The following is a 17173-nucleotide window of genomic DNA, read 5'->3' as shown; positions in this document are numbered from 1 at the left end:
ATGACGCCCAACACCGCCAAACCCACAGCCCTCGTCACCGGCGCCACCGCGGGACTCGGCGCAGAATTCGCCCGCCAGCTTGCCGAGCAAGGGAACAACCTCGTTCTCGTGGCCCGCGACACGGCGCGGCTGCAGGCGACAGCGGACGAGCTGCAGCGGCGGTACGGAACCACGGCTGAGGTGCTGACCGCGGACCTGACCGACGACGGCGGCGTGGCCACCGTCGTCGGACGCCTTTCCGACCCCTCACGGCCGGTGGACATGCTGGTGAACAACGCCGGGATCGGGCTGCTGCACAACTTCGACGAGAACCCGATCGAGGATGAGAAGAAGCACCTGAGGCTGCATGTGCAAACTGCCATGGAGCTTAGCCATGCCGCCCTCCAGGGAATGCTGGCCCGCGGTTCCGGCCGGATCATCAACGTTGCCAGCGTGGCGGCCTTCCTGCCCCGCGGTTCCTACTCGGCGGCGAAGGCGTGGCTGCTCAGCTTCAGCCGCTGGGCGAACCTCGCCTACTCGCCCCGCGGCGTGAAGGTGACCGCAGTCTGCCCCGGCTTTGTGCACACCGAGTTCCATGACCGGATGGGGATGGACAAGTCCGTGGCACCGGGCTGGACCTGGCTGCGGCCGGGCCGCGTGGTCCGCGAAGCACTGTCAGACAATGAGCGCGGGAAGGCTGTTTCCATCCCGACCAAGCGCTACAAGGTGCTGGCCGTCGTCGCCCGCGTGATGCCGGACAGGTTTACGGCAGGGCCGCCGCGCCGGCCGCAGGAGCCGGGCGTCGGTTCCGCCGCGAGCGGATAAGCACCACCACGAGGATTCCGGTGCCGGCCCCGACCACGGTCTCGACGGCGCGTTCGATAATGAGCACCTGCGGGTCCGCCGGGGCCGCCAGTTGGGTCATCAGCAGGATGACCGGAGTGAACCAGACCATCGCCAGCCCGTAGTGCCGGGTCATGAACAGTTCGGTGCCGAACTGGAAGACGATCACCAGCAGCGCCAGCACCGCGGCCTCCGCTCCCGGGAAAAAATGCAGCGGAGCCCAAGGCCCCGGCAACAGTACGACGGCGACCAGCACCAGCCCGAGGAACGTCCCCATCATCCTGTGGATGCCGCGGTGGACGCTGCTGGGCAGGTCCGCGCCGGCGAGCGGAACCGCGGCGGCCGCCATCGCCCAGTGCGGGTGGCCGCTTCCGGTCAGGACGCCTATGGTGCCAGCGGCCCCGACAGCCAGCACATAGCGGGCAGCGTGTATTGCCGCGTGGCGCCGAAAAGTTCCATGGAGGCGGACTGCCGGACGCACCGCGCCGGGATGCCAGGCCCTGCCGCGGACCCAGCCGCCGAATCCCACCAGCAATGAGAACGCCGCGGCGCCGCCGGCGATGAGCAGCGCAACATACCAGGGCACGGCAGTGGGAACGGATGCGCAGGCGCCCAGGGCCAGGATCCCGAAGAAGGGGCCGTTGGGCCGCAGCCGCACCTTGTCAGAATAGACAGACCCCACGCCCGCCAGCAGGGCTTCGATGCCCACAAGCCACCAGGAGTGCAGGCCGTTGACCGACAGGACCACGCCTACGGTCACGCCGGACAGCAGAACCAGTGCCGCCTGGAGCTGGTGTGTGAGCCGGAGCTGGTGAGGTTCAGAGCGGCCGTACATGCCGGTGAGCGCGCCGAACACGGCGTAGATGGTGAGCTCCGGCCGGCCGAGAAGCAGCAGGACGAGGGAGGGGACGGCCACGCTGATGGCCACGCGCCATGCCGAAAGATGGTCATTGTTGGCAGGGCCAAAGCTGTGCAGCTGCCGCAGATGGTGAACTACAGACTGCACCGGCACGACCCCCTTCATCCTACGAAATTAGCATTACAGCAAAGATCTCACCGCGTGCTGCGTCACAAAGTGAGGCAGGCAACAGGGCTGCCTCGACTGGGCAACTCTGGCAGCGCGGGCGGCGTGGCAGCGCGAAGGCCCGCCGGGCGTGCCCCCGCGGAAAGGGGCATACCGGACGGGCCTTCAGTCGCGTCAGCCATCAGCCGCAGCGGGCTGTAGCAGCATCAGGTGCGGGCGGGCACCTTTTTCAGGTCGTCGTCGAGTTCCTTGTCCAGATCACTTTCCTTACCCAGACCGCTGTTCAGTTCATCGACGGCCTCAAACGGCAGTTCGTCGAGGTCGATCAGCGGGTTCTCGTCCTGGGTGGCCACGAGTTCACGGGCCTCGGCCGGAGTGTCCACGCTGGGCATGGAGCCGGGCAGCGGGCGCTGGGCGGATTCTTTGAGGAAGTAGATGGCCACGGCACCAACGGCCGAGGTGGCCATCAGGTAATAGGCAGGCATCATGTCGTTGCCGGTGGCGCTGATGAGGGCAGCCACGATGAACGGCGTGGTGCCGCCGAAGATTGCCACGGAGAAGTTGTAGGCAATGCCCATGGCGCCGTAGCGGCTGGCCGTGGGGAACTGCGCCGGCAGCGCGGAGGCGAGGTTCGCCACGTAGAAGGTCACGGGGAAGGCGATCAGCGACAGGCCGGCCAGGGTTGACCAGACGCTGCCGATGCCGATCAGCATGAACGCCGGGGCAGCCAGGACGACAGTGCTGACGGCGCCGATCCAGAGCACCGGGCGGCGGCCGATGCGGTCCGAGAGCTTGCCGGTCAGCGGAATGCAAAGGCTCATGACCACGAGTACCGGGATGGTGAGCAACGTGCCGTGGACGGGGTCGTAACCCTTGGACTCGGTAAGGTACGTGGGCATGTAGGAGGTCAGTGCGTAGCCGGCGGTGTTGGCCGCCGCCACGAGGATCATGGCCACGATGATGGAGCGCCAGTAGGCCTTGACGATGCCCACCGGACCCTTTACTGCAGCCTCATCACCGGCGGCAGCGTCCTTGGCGAGTTCCTCCTGGGCGTCCAGGGTGGCCTGGAACTGCGGGGACTCCTCAATCTTGCTTCGGAAGTACACGGCGATCAGGCCCAGCGGACCGGCGATCAGGAACGGCAGGCGCCAGCCCCAGTCCTCCATGGCGGCCTGGCCCAGCGTCAGCTGCAGCACGGATACCAGCGCGGCACCCAGGGCGAAGCCGAGGTAGCTGCCCATGTCCAGGAAGCTGGCGAAGAAGCCGCGGCGCTTGTCGGGCGAGTACTCGCTCACAAAGGTGGTGGCACCGGCGTATTCGCCGCCGGTGGAGAAGCCCTGCACGAGCTTGAGGACCACCAGGAGGGCCGCTGCCCACATGCCGATTTGCGCGTAGCCTGGCAGCAGGCCGACGGCGAAGGTGCTTGCCGCCATCAGCATTAGCGTGGCCGCAAGGACCTTCTGGCGGCCAACCTTGTCGCCGAGCCAGCCGAACACGACGCCGCCGAGCGGGCGGGCGATGAAGGTGGCAGCGAACGTGCCCAGCAGGAACAGCGTCTGCACGCTCTTGTCGGCCTCCGGCAGGAACACCGGACCCATGGTGGTGATGAGGTAGCCGAATACGCCGACGTCGTACCACTCCATGGTGTTGCCCACGATGGTGCCGCCCAGGGCCTTCTTGAGCATGGGCTGGTCTACGACGTTAACGTCGGATACCTTGAGCCGGCGCCGCGCGAGCAGCTTTGGTTTCTTCGCACTCTGGGGTGCGGCCTGGTCAGTTCCGCTGGCGTTCCTGGCGCCTGCTGAAGAGTCGGTCGTGCTTCGGTCTGTGGGCATTTGGGCAACTCCTGTGGAGGTCATTTGCTTGCGACTTATAGCTGCCCCGCTCCGGGCAGGCCTTCAATTTTACGTGATTTCCATGGATTTCGAGAGTTCGGTGCCGTATGATCACCCGGTTTAGGGCGCAAAAAGGCCGTGAAGCCAGATTTGTTTTGGCCGATCTGACCCCGCCATCCTGCGGATTTACCGCGGCAGGGGCGATCGTTATCAACCTTTTTCTGGAACAGGGCTCTTCGGGCCCGATTTCACGCCGAATCCGGCCCTCCGGGCGCCCCGAATCCGGCGCCGCCGGCGGTGTGTGCACGGCGGCCGAGGGGCTGTGATTGAACCGAACCGCGGCGGTACTCGTCTGATTGGTTAGGTCCAGGTTCAGGACCCGGGACGGTGGACCGGGAGGCCGGGACTGAGCGTTCATAACTTCCAGACGGTTTTTATTACTTCCAGACAGGGTGCTCGCCATGGACTACGAGATCAGCGGTTTGCCGATGCATGTGTTGCTCGTCCACGCCACGGTGGTCTTCGTTCCGTTGGCGGCCCTTTGCACGCTGCTCAGCCTTCTCTGGCCCGCCGCCCGACGGCGTTTGGGGATCGTCACACCGCTGGTGGCCCTTTTGGCTCTGATCCTGGTGCCGGTTACGGCAGCGGCCGGCGCGTGGCTCTTGGACCGTGTCGATGTCACACCGCGGATCAACACCCACATGCAGCTCGCCGGGATGCTCCTGCCGTGGGTGGTGGGCGTGTTCCTCGTGGCCCTGGCCCAGTGGCTGTGGTTCCGCTACGGCACCTCGCAGGAAGAGGGGATGAGGCGGCGAATGGGCACCGCCGGGTCCCGCATCGCGCGGATTGTGGCCGTCGTGGTCGCCCTGGTGCTCTGCGGTGGTGCCGTAGCCTCCGTGGCGATCATCGGGGAAGCGGGATCCCGGGCGGTGTGGGAAGGATCCTTCCGGACCGGGGCCGACGACTGAGAACTTAGTCTCTTCCCGGACGGCGTGATTCTGCCTAAGGTGGACCCATGGGAACACTGATCTTCGAGTAATGGACGCGCCATGACGGCCGCAGTTCGCGGTTGACCAGTTCGCTGTTGACCAGTTCGCTGGTGACCCGCTCGCGGCTAACCAGTCGACTGTTGGCCGCCGTGCCCGGCATTCACCGCCGCAACTAACTCCGCCTTTCAGGTTTCTGCCTTCGCAATGCTTCTTAACTGGAGCAGGGCTTCTTTGCTACCCGGTGACGGCGGACTTACGGATCTAAATATGGGGAACAACTTCATTTCATCGCGGAAAGGAAGAACAAATGGCCGACTCCTACAACGGAAGCAGCATCAAGCCGGACGTCGCTGCGCATCTGGCGGAATCGATGGATAGGCCGGCGCTGCCCACTCCCGAGACCCTGGCCGTGACCGCGGCCATGGGCGGGGCAAAGCAGTGGCCGGATGGCAACGGCAAACGGCGCCACCCCAAGGAACACGGCGCAAGCCCCGGACGCGGGGGACAGGGCGCTGCTGTGACGGCAATCCACCGGACCGGCCGCCCACAGATGCCGCACTCGTCCTGACCAGCTGAGAATACGAACAGCCTGGCTTCGCCCAATATCGGGTGTCGCCAGGCTGTTTGTCTTTGGCTGGCAGGGCTGGTTCTTCAGGACTGCGGGGATTCCAACACCACCTCCGCCGGTTCCTTGTCCAGCCGCCAGCCGCGCCATACCGGGTGGCGAAGCTTGCCGCTCCCGGTCCACTCACCGAAGGTCACCTCACCCACCAGGGCCGGGTTCACCCAGCGCGCGTCCGCCCCGTCCGCCGAGGGAACGTCACCGAACGGCGATGCCTTCTGCGCCAGACCCTCCATCTTTTTCCGCAGTTCCTCAAGTTCACGCATGCTGAAGCCGCTTCCCACGCGGCCCACATACCGCAGAGTCTTGCCGTCCGGAATGCCCACCAGCAGGGAGCCCACGGTGTTGGACCGGTCGCCTCTGCCCGGACGCCAGCCGCCCACCACCACTTCCTGGGTCTGTTCGATCTTGAGCTTGATCCATGTGTGGGTCCGTTGCCCGCTCACATAGCGGCTGTCCGCGCGCTTGGCCATCACGCCTTCCAAGCCCAACTCGCGGGCGCTTTCCAGGATGTGCTCCACCTTCTCGTCGAGGGTCTCCGACAGTTCCACCGGGCACCCGCCGGGCTCGAAGAAGTCGGCGAGACGATCCCGTCGCTTCCTCAGGGGCAGCTTGCGCAGGTCATCGCCGTCGTCAGCCAGCAGGTCAAAGAGCATCATCCGCACCGGGATGGTGGCGCGGGCGCGTTTCACGTCGCCCGGCCTGGTCAGCTTCATCCTTCCCTGCAGGAGCCCGAAGTCGGGCCGTCCGGAAGGCCCGACGGCGAAGATCTCGCCGTCCGCGATGAAGTCCTGCGGGGGCCAGCAGCTCCTGTCTGTGAATTCGGGATAGCTGGCCGACATGTCGTTGCCGTTCCGGCTCAGGAGCCTGATTCGATCGCCGTCCGCCACCACGAGCGCACGGATCCCGTCCCACTTCAGTTCAAAGAGCCATTCGCTGCCGTGCAGGTCCGCCGGGGTGCCCGCCGAGGCGAGCATGGGGGCCGGGTCCTCCTGGAGGGTGCCCTTTCGGGGTGCTGCCGGCCTCGAAGCGGCCGTGCGGGCCGGGCTCGCCGGGTCTTTGGCGCCGGCCGATTCCTTGGGGCTCGCCGCTTCCTTGGTGCTGCGCGGCTTTTTCCGTGTTCCCGGGACCCTGTCCATCAGATGGATGAGCCACTGTGACTCCTCGCCGTGGCCCTTCCCCGTATGGATCAGGGCGAACCTCCTGGTGCCGCCAAGCCCGCCGCCCTCACGGCCCGTCAGTGTGGCAATGACTTCCTTGCCGTTGACCCATTTTTCGAGCTCATAGACACCCTTGTCCCAGATGCTGACGCTGCCTGCTCCGTACTCGCCCTTGGGGATGTCGCCCTCAAAATCGGCATAGTCCATGGGGTGGTCTTCGGTCTGTACCGCCAGGTGGTTCTTGTCCCCTGCCTCCGGCACGCCCTTCGGCAGCGCCCAGGAGACAAGCACGCCCTCGTGCTGCAGCCGGAAGTCGAAGTGGAGCCGGCTGGCATGGTGCTCCTGGATGACGAAGATCTCCTTGCCCGCCTGCGGCGCAGTGCCGTTGGCCATTGCCGCGTGATGCTCTTCCGCGGTGAACGGCTCGGGCGTCTTGCCTTGGTCCCGCAGGGACCGGTACTTGTTCAGCCGGGGATCCGCGTGCCCGCCGCCGCGCGGTCCGGCGGCCTTTGGAGGCTCGGGCGTTGCGTGCCTGGTGTCCGCGTGCCCGGCACCGTCAGCCCGGCCGGCGCCGGTGTGGCCTGGGCCACGGTGTCCGGTGGCCGCACTAACCGGGGCGAAGGGATCCTTGCCGGCCGCCACCCGGCGCATGACCTCCTCATAGTCCAGGTGCTTCAGCGACGGCGAACCCAACTCCCGCCAGGTCCGCGGGGCCGCCACTGTGGGGTGCAGGCGCCCGCGGAGCGAATACGGAACGATGGTGGTCTTCGCGGCATTGTTCTGGCTCCAGTCCACCAGGACCTTCCCCGTCCTGAGGGTCTTCTTCATGTCGCTGACCGCCAGGTCCGGATGGTCGGCCTCCAAAGCCCGGGCCAGTTCACGGGCGAAGGCGGAAACCTCATCCGAGCTCTGTGTCCCGTCCAGGACGGCGTACAAGTGGATCCCCTTACTGCCGCTGGTGACCGGAATGGGATCAAGTCCCACGTCCTGCAGGATGGTCTGCGCGAGCTTGGCCACCTCCACGCATTCGGTCAGTCCTGCGCCCTCCCCGGGATCGAGGTCCAGGACCAGCCGGTCGGGAGGCAGGGCAGTGCCGTGGGAGTCCACCGTCCACTGCGGCACGTGGATCTCCAGCGAGGCGATCTGTGCCAGCCACGTGAGGGTGGCCGGATCATTGACCAGCGGGTAGTAGATGGTGTTGGTCTTGTGGGTGATGGCCGCGCGGGGCACCCAGCCCGGGGCAGACTCGTCCAGGTTCTTCTGGAAAAACATCTCACCCGGCTGGGCTTCTGTTCCTACCCCGTGCACCCACCTCTTGCGGGTTGCCGGGCGGTTCCTGGCAGCCGGGATCAGCACCGGGGCCACAGCGGCGTAATACGCGATGACGTCCGCCTTGGTGGTGCCGGTGGCGGGATACATCACCTTGTCGAGGTTGGTCAGGGTCAGTTCGCGGCCGCCCACCCGCACGCGTTCCTTACCGCCGGCCATGGGGCTTCACCTCCGGGCCTACGTGCTGTTGACTTGTCCCATGAGAGCGATCTGGAAAGGCGCCATCGCGTTCGGGCTGGTCAACGTCCCCGTGAAGGTCTACAGCGCCACCGAGGACCATGACATCAGCCTCCATCAGGTGCACAACGCCGACGGCGGCCGGATCCGCTACCAGCGCCGCTGTGAGGTCTGCAGCGAGGTCGTTGACTACTCCGACATCGAGAAGGCGTACGAGGACGACGGCCGGACAGTGATCCTCACCAAGGAGGAACTCAAGGCCATTCCCGCGGAGAACAGCCACGAGATCGAAGTGGTGCAGTTTGTGCCCTCGGACCAGCTTGACCCGATCATGTTCGAGAAGAGCTATTACCTGGAGCCGGACTCCAAGTCGCCCAAGGCCTACATGCTGCTGCGCAGGGCGCTGGAGGACACCGAGCGCGTGGCCGTGGTGCAGTTCGCACTGCGGGACAAGACCCGGCTGGGTGCCTTGCGGATTCGCGAGGACGTCCTGATGCTCCAGGCGCTGCTGTGGGCGGACGAAGTCCGCGAAGCAGCGTTTCCTGCCCTGGACACGTCCATCCGCATCTCCGCGCAGGAACGTGAGATGTCCGCCGCGCTGGTGGAGTCCATGGCCTCTGACTTCGAGCCCGAGCAGTTCACTGACGACTACCAGGCACAGCTTCGTCAGCTTATCGAGGCGAAGCTGGAAAAGGGCGACGCACTGGACACGGAGGAGACGTTTGGTGCCGAGGCCGAGGGTGGCAACGGCGAAGTAATCGACCTCATGGAGGCCCTGAAGCGCAGCCTCGACAAGAAGCGCGGGGGAGGGGCAGCCGCGCAGGAGTCGAGTCAGGACGAGTCGGCTGAAGACGAGCCGGCCGAACCCGCCAAGCGCAGCGGTCGCAGCACCAGCGGCAGGGCCGCCAGCAGCCGAAGCAGCGGGAGCCGGACCAGCACCGCCAAAAAGGCCGCCGCGGATTCCGACGCCGAAACTGCCAAGAGCGGTACCTCCGGGACCCGCAGCAGGTCCGCCGCTTCTAAGTCGGGCGCTGCCGCTAAACCCAGCGCGGCTTCGAAGACCGGCACCGCGTCGAAGGCCGGCACGGCTTCCAAAACAAGCACGGCTTCGAAAACCGGCGCTGCTGCCAAGTCCACCACGAAGACCGCGTCCACGGCGAAGACCGCTCGGAAAGGCGCCTGAAAGGGCGGGCGCCCCGCCGCGCGGCTGCACGTGCATCTGCCTAGGAATTCCTGAGCGCAGAGACGAGTTCGCTCTTTTTCTTGCCTGAATACCCCTTGAGGCCGATTTCTTTGGCTTTGGCCTTGAGCTGATCCACGGTCCAGTGCTCGTAGTCGCCGGACTTGCCGCCCTTCCGGCCCACTTCGGAGCGTCCCTTATTGGCTGCCGCGTTGGAGACGCGCGCCGCCTTCTGTTTCGATGCACCCTCGTCGCGGAGCTCTTCGTAGAGTTTGGGATCTTTCAGGCTGGGACTCTTCTTCTCTGGCATGGCTACCTCCGTGGGGGACCGATCGGTCGCAGGGAACGATCGCGGGATCTGGTCAGTGCGGGATCAGGTCAGTGGGCTCCCGGACTGTCCACTTCACCCCGGGCCACAGCGGCACGCCAGGCGCCCGTCTCGATCCCGCGGGTTTCGATGAACTCCTTGAACCGCTGCAGGTCGGAGGACACCTGCTGCTCATCAACGTGGGCGGCGGCCCCGGCCCTCTCCAGCAGGCTCTCCGGCTCCCATTCAAGTTCCACGTTCACTCGACAGAGGTCCTCGCCCAGGCTCTCGAAGGTGACTCGGCCGGCGTTGCGGGGCTTGTCCTTGCTGACCCAGGCGATGCACCGGTCCGGCGTCTGTTCCAGGATCTGCGCATCGTATTCGCGCTTGACGCCCGCCACGCTGGTGCGGAAATGGAGGGAGGTTTCGTCGATCTGCTCGACCGACTCGACCCCCTTCATGAAGCGGGGGAACGATTCGAACTGTGTCCACTGGTTGTAGGCGGTGCTGACTGGTACCTCGACGTCCACGCTTTCCTGCAAGGTTTCCACTCTGTCATCCTCCTTCAGCCCGGCAGTTCCGCCGGTCGTTCGATGGCTGGCCACAGTTCCAAGCTAGTAGGGCGAAGAATCAAAAACAAGAAACTACTAAGGTTGCTTACTTAGGCGGTATGGCCCGCTGATCAGGTGCGATGTCCCCCCTCGGTCACGCACCGGCAACAAAATCAATCAAGAAACGGCTACGGCCGGCCTCCGCCGGCGGTCCCCTGAGGGGACTGCGGCGGAAACCGGCCGTAAAGCGCGCGGTGCCTATTCGGCGTCGTGATCCGTTTCCAGGATCTGGACCAGGCGCTCGAGGGCTGCGTCGGCGCCGTCGCCCTCTGCCCGGAGCACCACAACGTCGCCGTGCGATGCGCCAAGGCTCATGAGGGAAAGGATGCTGGCGGCGTCCATTGCTTCGTCGGCAGGCTCCCCTTCGCGGGCGATGGTGATGTCGAGGTCAAACTCGCCTGCGGCCTCGGCGAAGATGGCGGCGGGGCGGGCGTGCAGGCCTACGCGGCTGGCGACGGTTGCGTTACGTTCGGACATTTCTGCTCCTTGCAATTGCAGTGTGGGTTGGAGTGCTGAAGGACAACGGGATCAGACAGTTACAGGGACGGTCTCCACCGTATCAACGGCCTTGCGGGCAGCCCAGCGTTTGAGGGCCACCACGATGAGGGCCGTGACCACGGTTCCGGCCAGGATGGACACGATGAACATCACCACGTTGCCGATGGCGAAGAACACGAAGATGCCGCCGTGGGGTGCCTGGGACGTGACGCCGAAGGCCATGGTGAGTGCGCCGGTGACAGCGCCGCCGATCATGCTGGCGGGGATGACGCGGAGCGGGTCAGCTGCCGCGAACGGAATGGCGCCCTCGGAGATGAAGGAGGCGCCCAGCAGCCACGCTGCCTTGCCGTTTTCGCGCTCGGCCAGGCTGAAGACCTTCTTGTCCAGGACGGTGGCCAGGGCCATTGCCAGCGGCGGCACCATGCCCGCGGCCATCACCGTGGCCATGATCTGCCAGGGAGCCTGGTTGGTGGCGCTGCCGGCGCCGAGGCCTGCGACGGCGAAGGCGTAGGCAACCTTGTTCACAGGGCCGCCGAGGTCGAAGCACATCATGAGGCCGAGGATGATACCCAGGACGATGGCCGAGGCACCGGACATGCCGGAGAGCCAGGTGTTCAGGCCGACGGTGATGGCGGCAATCGGTCCACCCAGGAACAGGAACATCAGGCCGGACGCAACGATAGAGGCCAGCAGCGGAATGATGACGACGGGCATCAGGCCACGGAGCCAGCGCGGCACTGACCATGTTCCGATCAGGTGGGCGATGTAGCCGGCGAGCAGGCCGCCGACGATGCCGCCGAGGAATCCGGCGCCCATGAAGCCGGAGACAGCACCCGCAACGAAGCCCGGTGCAATACCCGGGCGGTCGGCGATTGCGTAGGCAATGTAGCCGGCGAGGGCGGGAACCAGGAAGCCCATGGACAGGGCACCGATCTTGAAGAAAACTGTGCCGAGGTACAGGGCGAGGTTGCCGTCGGGAAGATTGACCAGGGAGTTGTTGGCCAGGATGTCGTTGGCCTTGGTGCCCAGTGCGATGTCGAAACCGGCGAGCAGGAAGCCCAGCGCGATCAGCAGGCCGCCGCCGGCGACGAACGGGATCATGTAGCTGACGCCGGTGAGCAGTGCCTTCTTCAACTTCTGGCCGATGTGCTCACCCTTTTCGGCGGCTTCCCGCTCAGCCTGCTCCTCAGCACCGAAGTGCGGGACGCGGTGGGCGCGCGGGTTGTCAGCCGCGTCCAGCGCTTCCTGGACCATCTTGGCGGGCTCGTCGATGCCGCGCTTGACCGGCGCGTTGATGACCGGCTTGCCGGCGAAGCGCTCCTTGCCGCGAACGTCCACGTCGACGGCGAAGATCACGGCGTCGGCAGCGGCGATGACTGCGGGGTCCAGCGGCTTGGCGCCGGAGGAGCCCTGGGTTTCGACCTGCAGGTCAACGCCCACTTCCTTGGCTGCAGCCACGAGGGAGTCTGCAGCCATATAGGTGTGCGCGATGCCAGTGGGGCAGGCGGTAACGGCGACGAGGCGCCGGGGTCCGCCGGAGGCGGCGCCGCCGGAAGCAACGCCGGCAGCACTGGCGGAAGCCGTGGCGGCAGCCGTTTCCGGTGCTGCAGCGGCAGCAGGCTTGTCCGCCAGCGCGTTGTCCACGAGCTCCACGATTTCTTCCCGGGAGGAGGCCGCGCGAAGCGAACCGGTGAAGTCCTTCTTGATCAGCGAGCGGGCGAGCTTGGACAGCAGCTTCAGGTGCTCCTGGTCGGCGCCGGCCGGTGCAGCGATGAAGAAAATGAGGTCGGCGGGGCCGTCCTTGGCGCCGAAGTCGACGGGCTGGGACAGGCGTGCCATGGCGAGGGTGGGTTCGGTCACTGCGGCTGAGCGGCAGTGCGGGATGGCGATGCCGCCGGGCACGCCGGTGGCCGTCTTCTGTTCGCGGGCGAAGGCATCCGTGAAGAGGCCTTCAACTTCGCTTGCACGTCCGTTGGCGGCAACACGGCCGGCCAGGTGCCGGATCACGTCCTCGGGCGAATTGCCCAGGTTCTGGTCAAGCTCGACCAGGTCCGCGGTGATGAGCTGAGTCACTGTCAATCCTTCCGGAGGGCCGTGATGGTTACGGCGTCGGGGGTTGTTTGGTGGACTGCCGGAACGGTGGAGCCCGGCAGGGAAGCGGCGGCGGCGCCATGCGCCACAGCCTGGCGGAGGCAGTCAGCCGGGGCGGCGCCCTGGCTGGCGGCCAGCAGGTAGCCAGCCAGCGACGAGTCACCCGCGCCGACCGTACTGACTGCGGTGACCGGCGGGTGCGTGGCCAGCCACGCGCCGTCGGCCGTAACGAGGACAGCGCCCTTTGAACCGAGCGTTGCCAACACGGCCCCCACACCGGAACGCACGACGGCGGCAGCTGCCGCGGCGGCAGCGTACGGATCCGCTTCGAGTTCCTCAGCCGTGCTTGCCGAGGAAAAACCTGCTGCTGCGGCCAGTTCCGCCAGCTCCTCGGCATTGGGTTTGAGCAGGTCCGGTTTTCCGGACGCAGCTTCTGTTGTGTCGCCGGCGACGGACGCTGCCAGGGGAGCGCCGGAGGAGTCGACGGCAATCTTAAGAACGCCCGCCCCGGCGTCGGCATTGCGCAGCCGCCGGGTGACTGTGGCGTAGAAATCAGCGGGAACACCGGGCGGAAGCGAACCCGCCAGGACCACCCAGCTGGCTCCGCGCGAGCGTTCCAGGAGCAGGCTAATCAGCGCCTCCTGGGCGTCCGCGGCGAGGACCGGGCCGGGCTCGTTGATCTTGGTGGTCACGCCGCCCGGCTCCGTCAGGGCGACGTTGGTGCGCAGCGCTTCGTGGATGGCGAGCGACGCGAAGGGCACGCCTTCTTCCCGCAGGCCAGCCAGCACTGGATCGGATTCCGCGCCGGGCAGCACCGCAAGTGTCTCGAGGCCGGAGGTCACGAGGGCGCGGGAAACATTGACTCCCTTGCCGCCGGACTCCTGGCGGACGGAAACTGCGCGCTGGACTTCGCCCCGCTCGAGCGGGCCGGGCAGCGCCACCGTCCGGTCCAGGCTGGGGTTCGCTGTGAGGGTGACAATCATGCGACTACCACCTCCACCCCGGCCTCAGCGAGGGCCGCAGCTAGTTCGGAGCCGGGTTTGCGGTCAGTGATCACGGTATCCAGATCTTTCAACGAGGCGAACTGGACGAGCGTTTCCGCTTCCAGCTTGGACGAATCGGCCAGGACCACAATGCGGCGTGCCGAATGGACGAAGGCAGCCTTGACTGCGGCTTCTTCAGAATCTGGAGTGCTGAGGCCAAAGCGGGCATGGATGCCGTTTGTCCCCACGAAAGCGATGTCCGGTCGCAGCTTGCCGGCCGCTTCCACCGTGCCTTGGCCTACCGCGGCCTGCGTGAGTCCGCGCACCCGGCCGCCCAGAAGCTGCAGGGCGATGCCGGGTGTGCTGGCAAGCTTGGCGGCGATGGGAACGGCGTGGGTGATGACAAGGAGCTCCTGGGCGGGATCGGCCGGCTTGGCAGGACTTGCCGCGCCGCGGCGGGCGAGGAGGTCAGCGAGGACTTCAGTGGTGGAACCGGCGTCCAGGAGGATGCTGCTGGAGGGCCCCTTGGGGAGGAAGCCGAGCGCGGCTTCGGCGATACGCAGCTTCTGCGCCTGCCGCTGGATGGTCCGCTCGAGGATGCTCTCCTCCGTGGTGCTGAAGCGGTCTGCGGAGACGGCGCCGCCGTGGACACGGCGCACCGTGCCGGCCGATTCCAGGGCAGCAAGGTCCCGGCGGACGGTTTCGGTGGTGATGCGGAAGCGCTCGGCGAGATCGGTCACGCTGGCGCGGCCGCTGGCTGCAACGAGCCCGGCGATCTGCTGCTGACGCTCCTCGGCAAACACATACCCTCCATTGCGTACTGACTGCCCTGCATTTCCCGCAGCGCGTCTTTCCTGCATCTGTTGATGGCTTGGATCTGTTCCACCGTGACCGCTGTCACAGATCTGCAAGTACTTGACTTTATCTTCGTTCATGTTGGTTTGTCAACGAAAAACCACAGAAAACCAAAAGCGCCGGACCTGACCCGAAGGTCCGGTCCGGCGCTGCCCGGTGCGTTCACTGCTGCCGTTCGTTCCTGCGCCGCGCTAAAGGCCGTTGTCGCGGCTTTCGTTCCTGGTGATTCTCTCGCCCGTGTTGGGATCCACGACTGAGCGTGTCTCGCTGACGCGGCGCCTCCTGCCCGGGGAAGCAATGACCAGCGAGGCGATGAGGCCAATGACGCCGACGGCCATCAGGATGTAGCCGATCAGTGTCAGATCCACGTTGGGGATAAGGCCCGGCGTGATGGCCCAGGCGAGGATGGCGCCGAGGGCAATAAGGAAGATGGAGGAACCGATTCTCATGACTTGCTCCTTGCGTTCGCTGACTTCTCGCAACCCTGGTTCGTGCCGTTGGCGGGCCCCATTTGCTAAGCATGCTGTCAAGCGTCAGGCTACATCCCGGTAACTCCGGTTTCAATCAAATCCGCAGGTCAGTGGCGGGCGAGCTTTCCGGGGACTCGCTAGGCTGATCGGATGGAGACGGTTGTATGGTCCAAGCCGGAGGGGGAGCGTGCCGGCACCCCGCTGCTGGTAATGATGCACGGCTACGGCACCGACGAATCCAGGATGGTCAATCTTTTCGATTATCTGCCCAAGGATTTCACCTGCGCCGCGCTGCGGGCACCCATGCCAATCGCGAACGGTTACGGCTGGTTCCTGCTGGACTATTTCCTGACCAACGATTTTGCCGACGTCATCACCGCCGCCAATTCCGTGTTCTCCTGGATCGACTCAGCCCGGCCGCTCCACACGAGCGTGAGCCTGCTGGGCTATTCCCAGGGGATGGCCATGGCGAGCACGCTCCTGCGCCTGCGTCCGCGGGACTTCCCGGCGGTGGTGGGGCTTTCCGGGTTCGTCCTAAACAACGACCTGCTGGCGCTCAGCGAGTCCTTTGACGAGCGCCCCCCGTTCTTCTGGGGGAGGGATAAGGCGGACCTCGTGATCAACGGTGACGCAACGGCCTATACGGAGGAATGGCTGAACACGCACACCCGGCTCACGGCGCGAACTTATCCAGGCATGGGCCACGCCATGTCCAAAGCCGAGATGGTGGACGTCAGTGCGTTCCTGCGGCATTACGTCCTGGGCTGAGTTCGGGCTCCGACCAAGGGGGCGCCTCAAGGAATCAGCAGCGGAAATAAAAACAGTTGCAGGTTAAATCTGTAAGCGCTTACACTCTTCTTCGGCCGGGATCCGGCCATCAGTCGTCCGCCGGCGGTGGGCGGCTGGCAGTGCACGACCCAAGAGCGTTCGAAAGGGCAGGACCGCGCCATGCATCCTTGCGCCACCCATCCCGCGGGGATGTTCCGCTGGCTTGCCCTGAACCGCCCGCGCCCTCATCATGGACGTAGGCAAAAAATCGTGCGCCCGCGCATCGAACCGTTCTGCCTGGCCCGCAACGCCGCGGTGCAAGTGGCGGAACCGCGCGAATTCACACGCCGGACATAACCCGGGCCGGCACCTAACCAGACCGGCCGCGCAAAGCAGCGGGCGTCGCCGTTAGCGGCCAGGGCAACGCAGCCCGGTCCGCGCGAAACGCCGGACTGTCCTTCAAACTGCAGAATCACCCAAACGGAACCTTCCGGCCGGCGGCGCCCTGAATAAAAGGTTCCGAGCGGCAGGTCCATGCAGGCATACCCCTTTTTGGTCACTGGCGACCACGTTCCTGGTAATCCCCAACATATTGCTGTCCAACCCCCGAAAGGACACGGAACTAAGCATGACCGAAACCCTGAATACGAGCGCTGGCAGCCGGCCGAACAGCTGGACCGGCGCCGCCGCCATCCTCTTCGACTTGGACGGCGTGCTCACGCCCACGGCCGTGGTCCACGAGCGCGCCTGGCAGGAGCTGTTCGACGGGTATCTCGAAACCGTCCCCGAAAAGGACGGGTACCGGGAGAGCGACTACTTCGACCACATCGACGGCAAGCCAAGGTTCGACGGTGTCCGGGACTTTCTTACGTCCCGCGGCATCACCCTTCCCGAGGGTCCCGCCGATGACGATCCGGACAACATCACGGTCCAGGGCCTCGGCAACCGGAAAAACAGGATCTTCAACGACATTGTCAGCGCCGGGGTGGAGCCCTATGCAGGATCGGTGCGTTTCCTGGAAGCCGCGCTGAACCGCGGACTGAAGGTCGCTGTCGTCTCCTCCTCAAGGAACGCCCCTTCGGTGCTGCGTTCGGCAGGGCTGGCGGACCGGTTCCCGGTGGTCGTGGACGGCGTCGTGGCGGCTGAGGCAGGGCTGCCCGGCAAACCGGACCCAGCGACGTACGAGTATGCCGCCCGGCTCCTGGAGCTGCCCAGCGAGCAGTGCGTCGTCGTCGAGGACGCCGTGTCCGGCGTGCAGGCGGGCAGCGCCGGCAGTTTCCATTCGGTCATCGGTGTGGACCGCGGTGCCGGGCGGCAGACGCTGCTCGACGCCGGCGCCACCCTTGTGGTCAGCGACCTCGAGGAACTTCTCTAGTCCCGCAGCCCCAGGGCCGCAACCGGGATACCGCCGGCCCCGATAGAACTTCCAGCACCATTTTCGACCGTCTAAGG

General features: G+C 65.8%; 16 protein-coding genes. 6 read left to right on the top strand and 10 right to left on the bottom strand.

The window, feature by feature from the left end; all coding sequences use genetic code 11:
- Complete coding sequence (locus G9E11_RS15885; protein WP_190607456.1) at nucleotides 1–804, top strand: SDR family NAD(P)-dependent oxidoreductase; 804 nt, start codon at nucleotides 1–3, stop codon at nucleotides 802–804.
- Here the strand turns inward: G9E11_RS15885 and G9E11_RS15880 are convergent.
- Both G9E11_RS15880 and G9E11_RS15875 read right to left on the bottom strand, forming a co-directional pair.
- On the bottom strand, nucleotides 743–1828 hold the full coding sequence (locus G9E11_RS15880) for an FUSC family protein (protein ID WP_311764388.1): 1086 nt from the start codon (nucleotides 1826–1828) through the stop codon (nucleotides 743–745). The two genes, G9E11_RS15885 and G9E11_RS15880, sit on opposite strands and share 62 nt — an antisense overlap.
- 224 nt (nucleotides 1829–2052) lie before the next feature.
- Nucleotides 2053–3681, bottom strand: coding sequence for an MFS transporter (locus tag G9E11_RS15875; protein WP_190607450.1), 1629 nt, complete (start codon nucleotides 3679–3681; stop codon nucleotides 2053–2055).
- A 461-nt stretch (nucleotides 3682–4142) separates the two neighbouring features.
- Here G9E11_RS15875 and G9E11_RS15870 point away from each other — a divergent pair, with 461 nt between their 5' ends.
- Both G9E11_RS15870 and G9E11_RS15865 read left to right on the top strand, forming a co-directional pair.
- Nucleotides 4143–4649, top strand: coding sequence for a DUF2231 domain-containing protein (locus G9E11_RS15870; RefSeq protein ID WP_190607448.1), 507 nt, complete (start codon nucleotides 4143–4145; stop codon nucleotides 4647–4649).
- Nucleotides 4650–4977: 328 nt separating this feature from the next.
- A complete protein-coding gene (locus G9E11_RS15865; protein WP_190607446.1) occupies nucleotides 4978–5238 on the top strand; it encodes a hypothetical protein in 261 nt (86 codons plus the stop codon).
- Nucleotides 5239–5321: 83 nt separating this feature from the next.
- On the opposite strand, the gene G9E11_RS15860 is transcribed toward G9E11_RS15865, so the two are convergent.
- Nucleotides 5322–7940 carry an ATP-dependent DNA ligase gene (locus tag G9E11_RS15860; protein ID WP_190607444.1) on the bottom strand — a complete coding sequence of 873 codons (2619 nt, stop codon included), beginning with the start codon at nucleotides 7938–7940 and terminating at the stop codon, nucleotides 5322–5324.
- A gap of 40 nt (nucleotides 7941–7980) precedes the next feature.
- On the opposite strand from G9E11_RS15860, the gene ku reads away from it, so the two are divergent.
- Nucleotides 7981–9141, top strand: coding sequence for a non-homologous end joining protein Ku (gene ku, locus G9E11_RS15855; protein ID WP_190607442.1), 1161 nt, complete (start codon nucleotides 7981–7983; stop codon nucleotides 9139–9141).
- A gap of 40 nt (nucleotides 9142–9181) precedes the next feature.
- On the opposite strand, the gene G9E11_RS15850 is transcribed toward ku, so the two are convergent.
- The 7 genes from G9E11_RS15850 to G9E11_RS15820 all read right to left on the bottom strand — a co-directional run bounded on the left by G9E11_RS15850 (nucleotide 9182) and on the right by G9E11_RS15820 (nucleotide 14932).
- Nucleotides 9182–9448, bottom strand: coding sequence for a DUF7218 family protein (locus tag G9E11_RS15850; RefSeq protein WP_190607440.1), 267 nt, complete (start codon nucleotides 9446–9448; stop codon nucleotides 9182–9184).
- A gap of 68 nt (nucleotides 9449–9516) precedes the next feature.
- The gene (locus tag G9E11_RS15845; protein WP_190607438.1) at nucleotides 9517–9996 is read right to left on the bottom strand and encodes an SRPBCC family protein; all 480 of its coding nucleotides are present in this window, start codon (nucleotides 9994–9996) and stop codon (nucleotides 9517–9519) included.
- Nucleotides 9997–10254: 258 nt separating this feature from the next.
- A complete protein-coding gene (locus tag G9E11_RS15840) occupies nucleotides 10255–10533 on the bottom strand; it encodes an HPr family phosphocarrier protein (protein ID WP_102972873.1) in 279 nt (92 codons plus the stop codon).
- A 51-nt stretch (nucleotides 10534–10584) separates the two neighbouring features.
- The gene (locus G9E11_RS15835; protein ID WP_190607436.1) at nucleotides 10585–12627 is read right to left on the bottom strand and encodes a PTS fructose transporter subunit IIABC; all 2043 of its coding nucleotides are present in this window, start codon (nucleotides 12625–12627) and stop codon (nucleotides 10585–10587) included.
- A gap of 2 nt (nucleotides 12628–12629) precedes the next feature.
- Complete coding sequence (locus G9E11_RS15830; protein ID WP_190607434.1) at nucleotides 12630–13628, bottom strand: 1-phosphofructokinase family hexose kinase; 999 nt, start codon at nucleotides 13626–13628, stop codon at nucleotides 12630–12632.
- On the bottom strand, nucleotides 13625–14431 hold the full coding sequence (locus G9E11_RS15825) for a DeoR/GlpR family DNA-binding transcription regulator (protein ID WP_190607432.1): 807 nt from the start codon (nucleotides 14429–14431) through the stop codon (nucleotides 13625–13627). Before G9E11_RS15825 ends, G9E11_RS15830 begins: the two co-directional genes overlap by 4 nt.
- 243 nt (nucleotides 14432–14674) lie before the next feature.
- On the bottom strand, nucleotides 14675–14932 hold the full coding sequence (locus G9E11_RS15820; RefSeq protein WP_190607430.1) for a DUF6458 family protein: 258 nt from the start codon (nucleotides 14930–14932) through the stop codon (nucleotides 14675–14677).
- Nucleotides 14933–15103: 171 nt separating this feature from the next.
- Between G9E11_RS15820 and G9E11_RS15815 the strand changes: the two genes are divergently transcribed.
- Complete coding sequence (locus tag G9E11_RS15815; protein WP_190607428.1) at nucleotides 15104–15721, top strand: alpha/beta hydrolase; 618 nt, start codon at nucleotides 15104–15106, stop codon at nucleotides 15719–15721.
- Between the two features lie 628 nt (nucleotides 15722–16349).
- Complete coding sequence (locus tag G9E11_RS15810) at nucleotides 16350–17096, top strand: HAD family hydrolase (protein ID WP_190607425.1); 747 nt, start codon at nucleotides 16350–16352, stop codon at nucleotides 17094–17096.
- Nucleotides 17097–17173: the final 77 nt, after the last annotated feature.

The sequence above is a fragment of the Arthrobacter ipis genome (assembly GCF_014694315.1).
GTDB classification, from domain to species: domain Bacteria; phylum Actinomycetota; class Actinomycetes; order Actinomycetales; family Micrococcaceae; genus Arthrobacter; species Arthrobacter ipis.
This window is presented reverse-complemented; position numbering and strand designations above follow the sequence as displayed.

What these genes read in the sequence shown, in the direction of transcription:
- ku (WP_190607442.1), top strand. Translation starts at nt 7,981, where the DNA reads ATGAGAGCGATCTGGAAAGGCGCCATCGCGTTCGGGCTGGTCAACGTC.
- G9E11_RS15870 (WP_190607448.1), top strand. Translation starts at nt 4,143, where the DNA reads ATGGACTACGAGATCAGCGGTTTGCCGATGCATGTGTTGCTCGTCCAC.
- G9E11_RS15860 (WP_190607444.1), bottom strand. Translation starts at nt 7,940, where the DNA reads ATGGCCGGCGGTAAGGAACGCGTGCGGGTGGGCGGCCGCGAACTGACC.
- G9E11_RS15850 (WP_190607440.1), bottom strand. Translation starts at nt 9,448, where the DNA reads ATGCCAGAGAAGAAGAGTCCCAGCCTGAAAGATCCCAAACTCTACGAA.
- G9E11_RS15885 (WP_190607456.1), top strand. Translation starts at nt 1, where the DNA reads ATGACGCCCAACACCGCCAAACCCACAGCCCTCGTCACCGGCGCCACC.
- G9E11_RS15820 (WP_190607430.1), bottom strand. Translation starts at nt 14,932, where the DNA reads ATGAGAATCGGTTCCTCCATCTTCCTTATTGCCCTCGGCGCCATCCTC.
- G9E11_RS15830 (WP_190607434.1), bottom strand. Translation starts at nt 13,628, where the DNA reads ATGATTGTCACCCTCACAGCGAACCCCAGCCTGGACCGGACGGTGGCG.
- G9E11_RS15810 (WP_190607425.1), top strand. Translation starts at nt 16,350, where the DNA reads ATGACCGAAACCCTGAATACGAGCGCTGGCAGCCGGCCGAACAGCTGG.
- G9E11_RS15815 (WP_190607428.1), top strand. Translation starts at nt 15,104, where the DNA reads ATGGAGACGGTTGTATGGTCCAAGCCGGAGGGGGAGCGTGCCGGCACC.
- G9E11_RS15840 (WP_102972873.1), bottom strand. Translation starts at nt 10,533, where the DNA reads ATGTCCGAACGTAACGCAACCGTCGCCAGCCGCGTAGGCCTGCACGCC.
- G9E11_RS15875 (WP_190607450.1), bottom strand. Translation starts at nt 3,681, where the DNA reads ATGCCCACAGACCGAAGCACGACCGACTCTTCAGCAGGCGCCAGGAAC.
- G9E11_RS15865 (WP_190607446.1), top strand. Translation starts at nt 4,978, where the DNA reads ATGGCCGACTCCTACAACGGAAGCAGCATCAAGCCGGACGTCGCTGCG.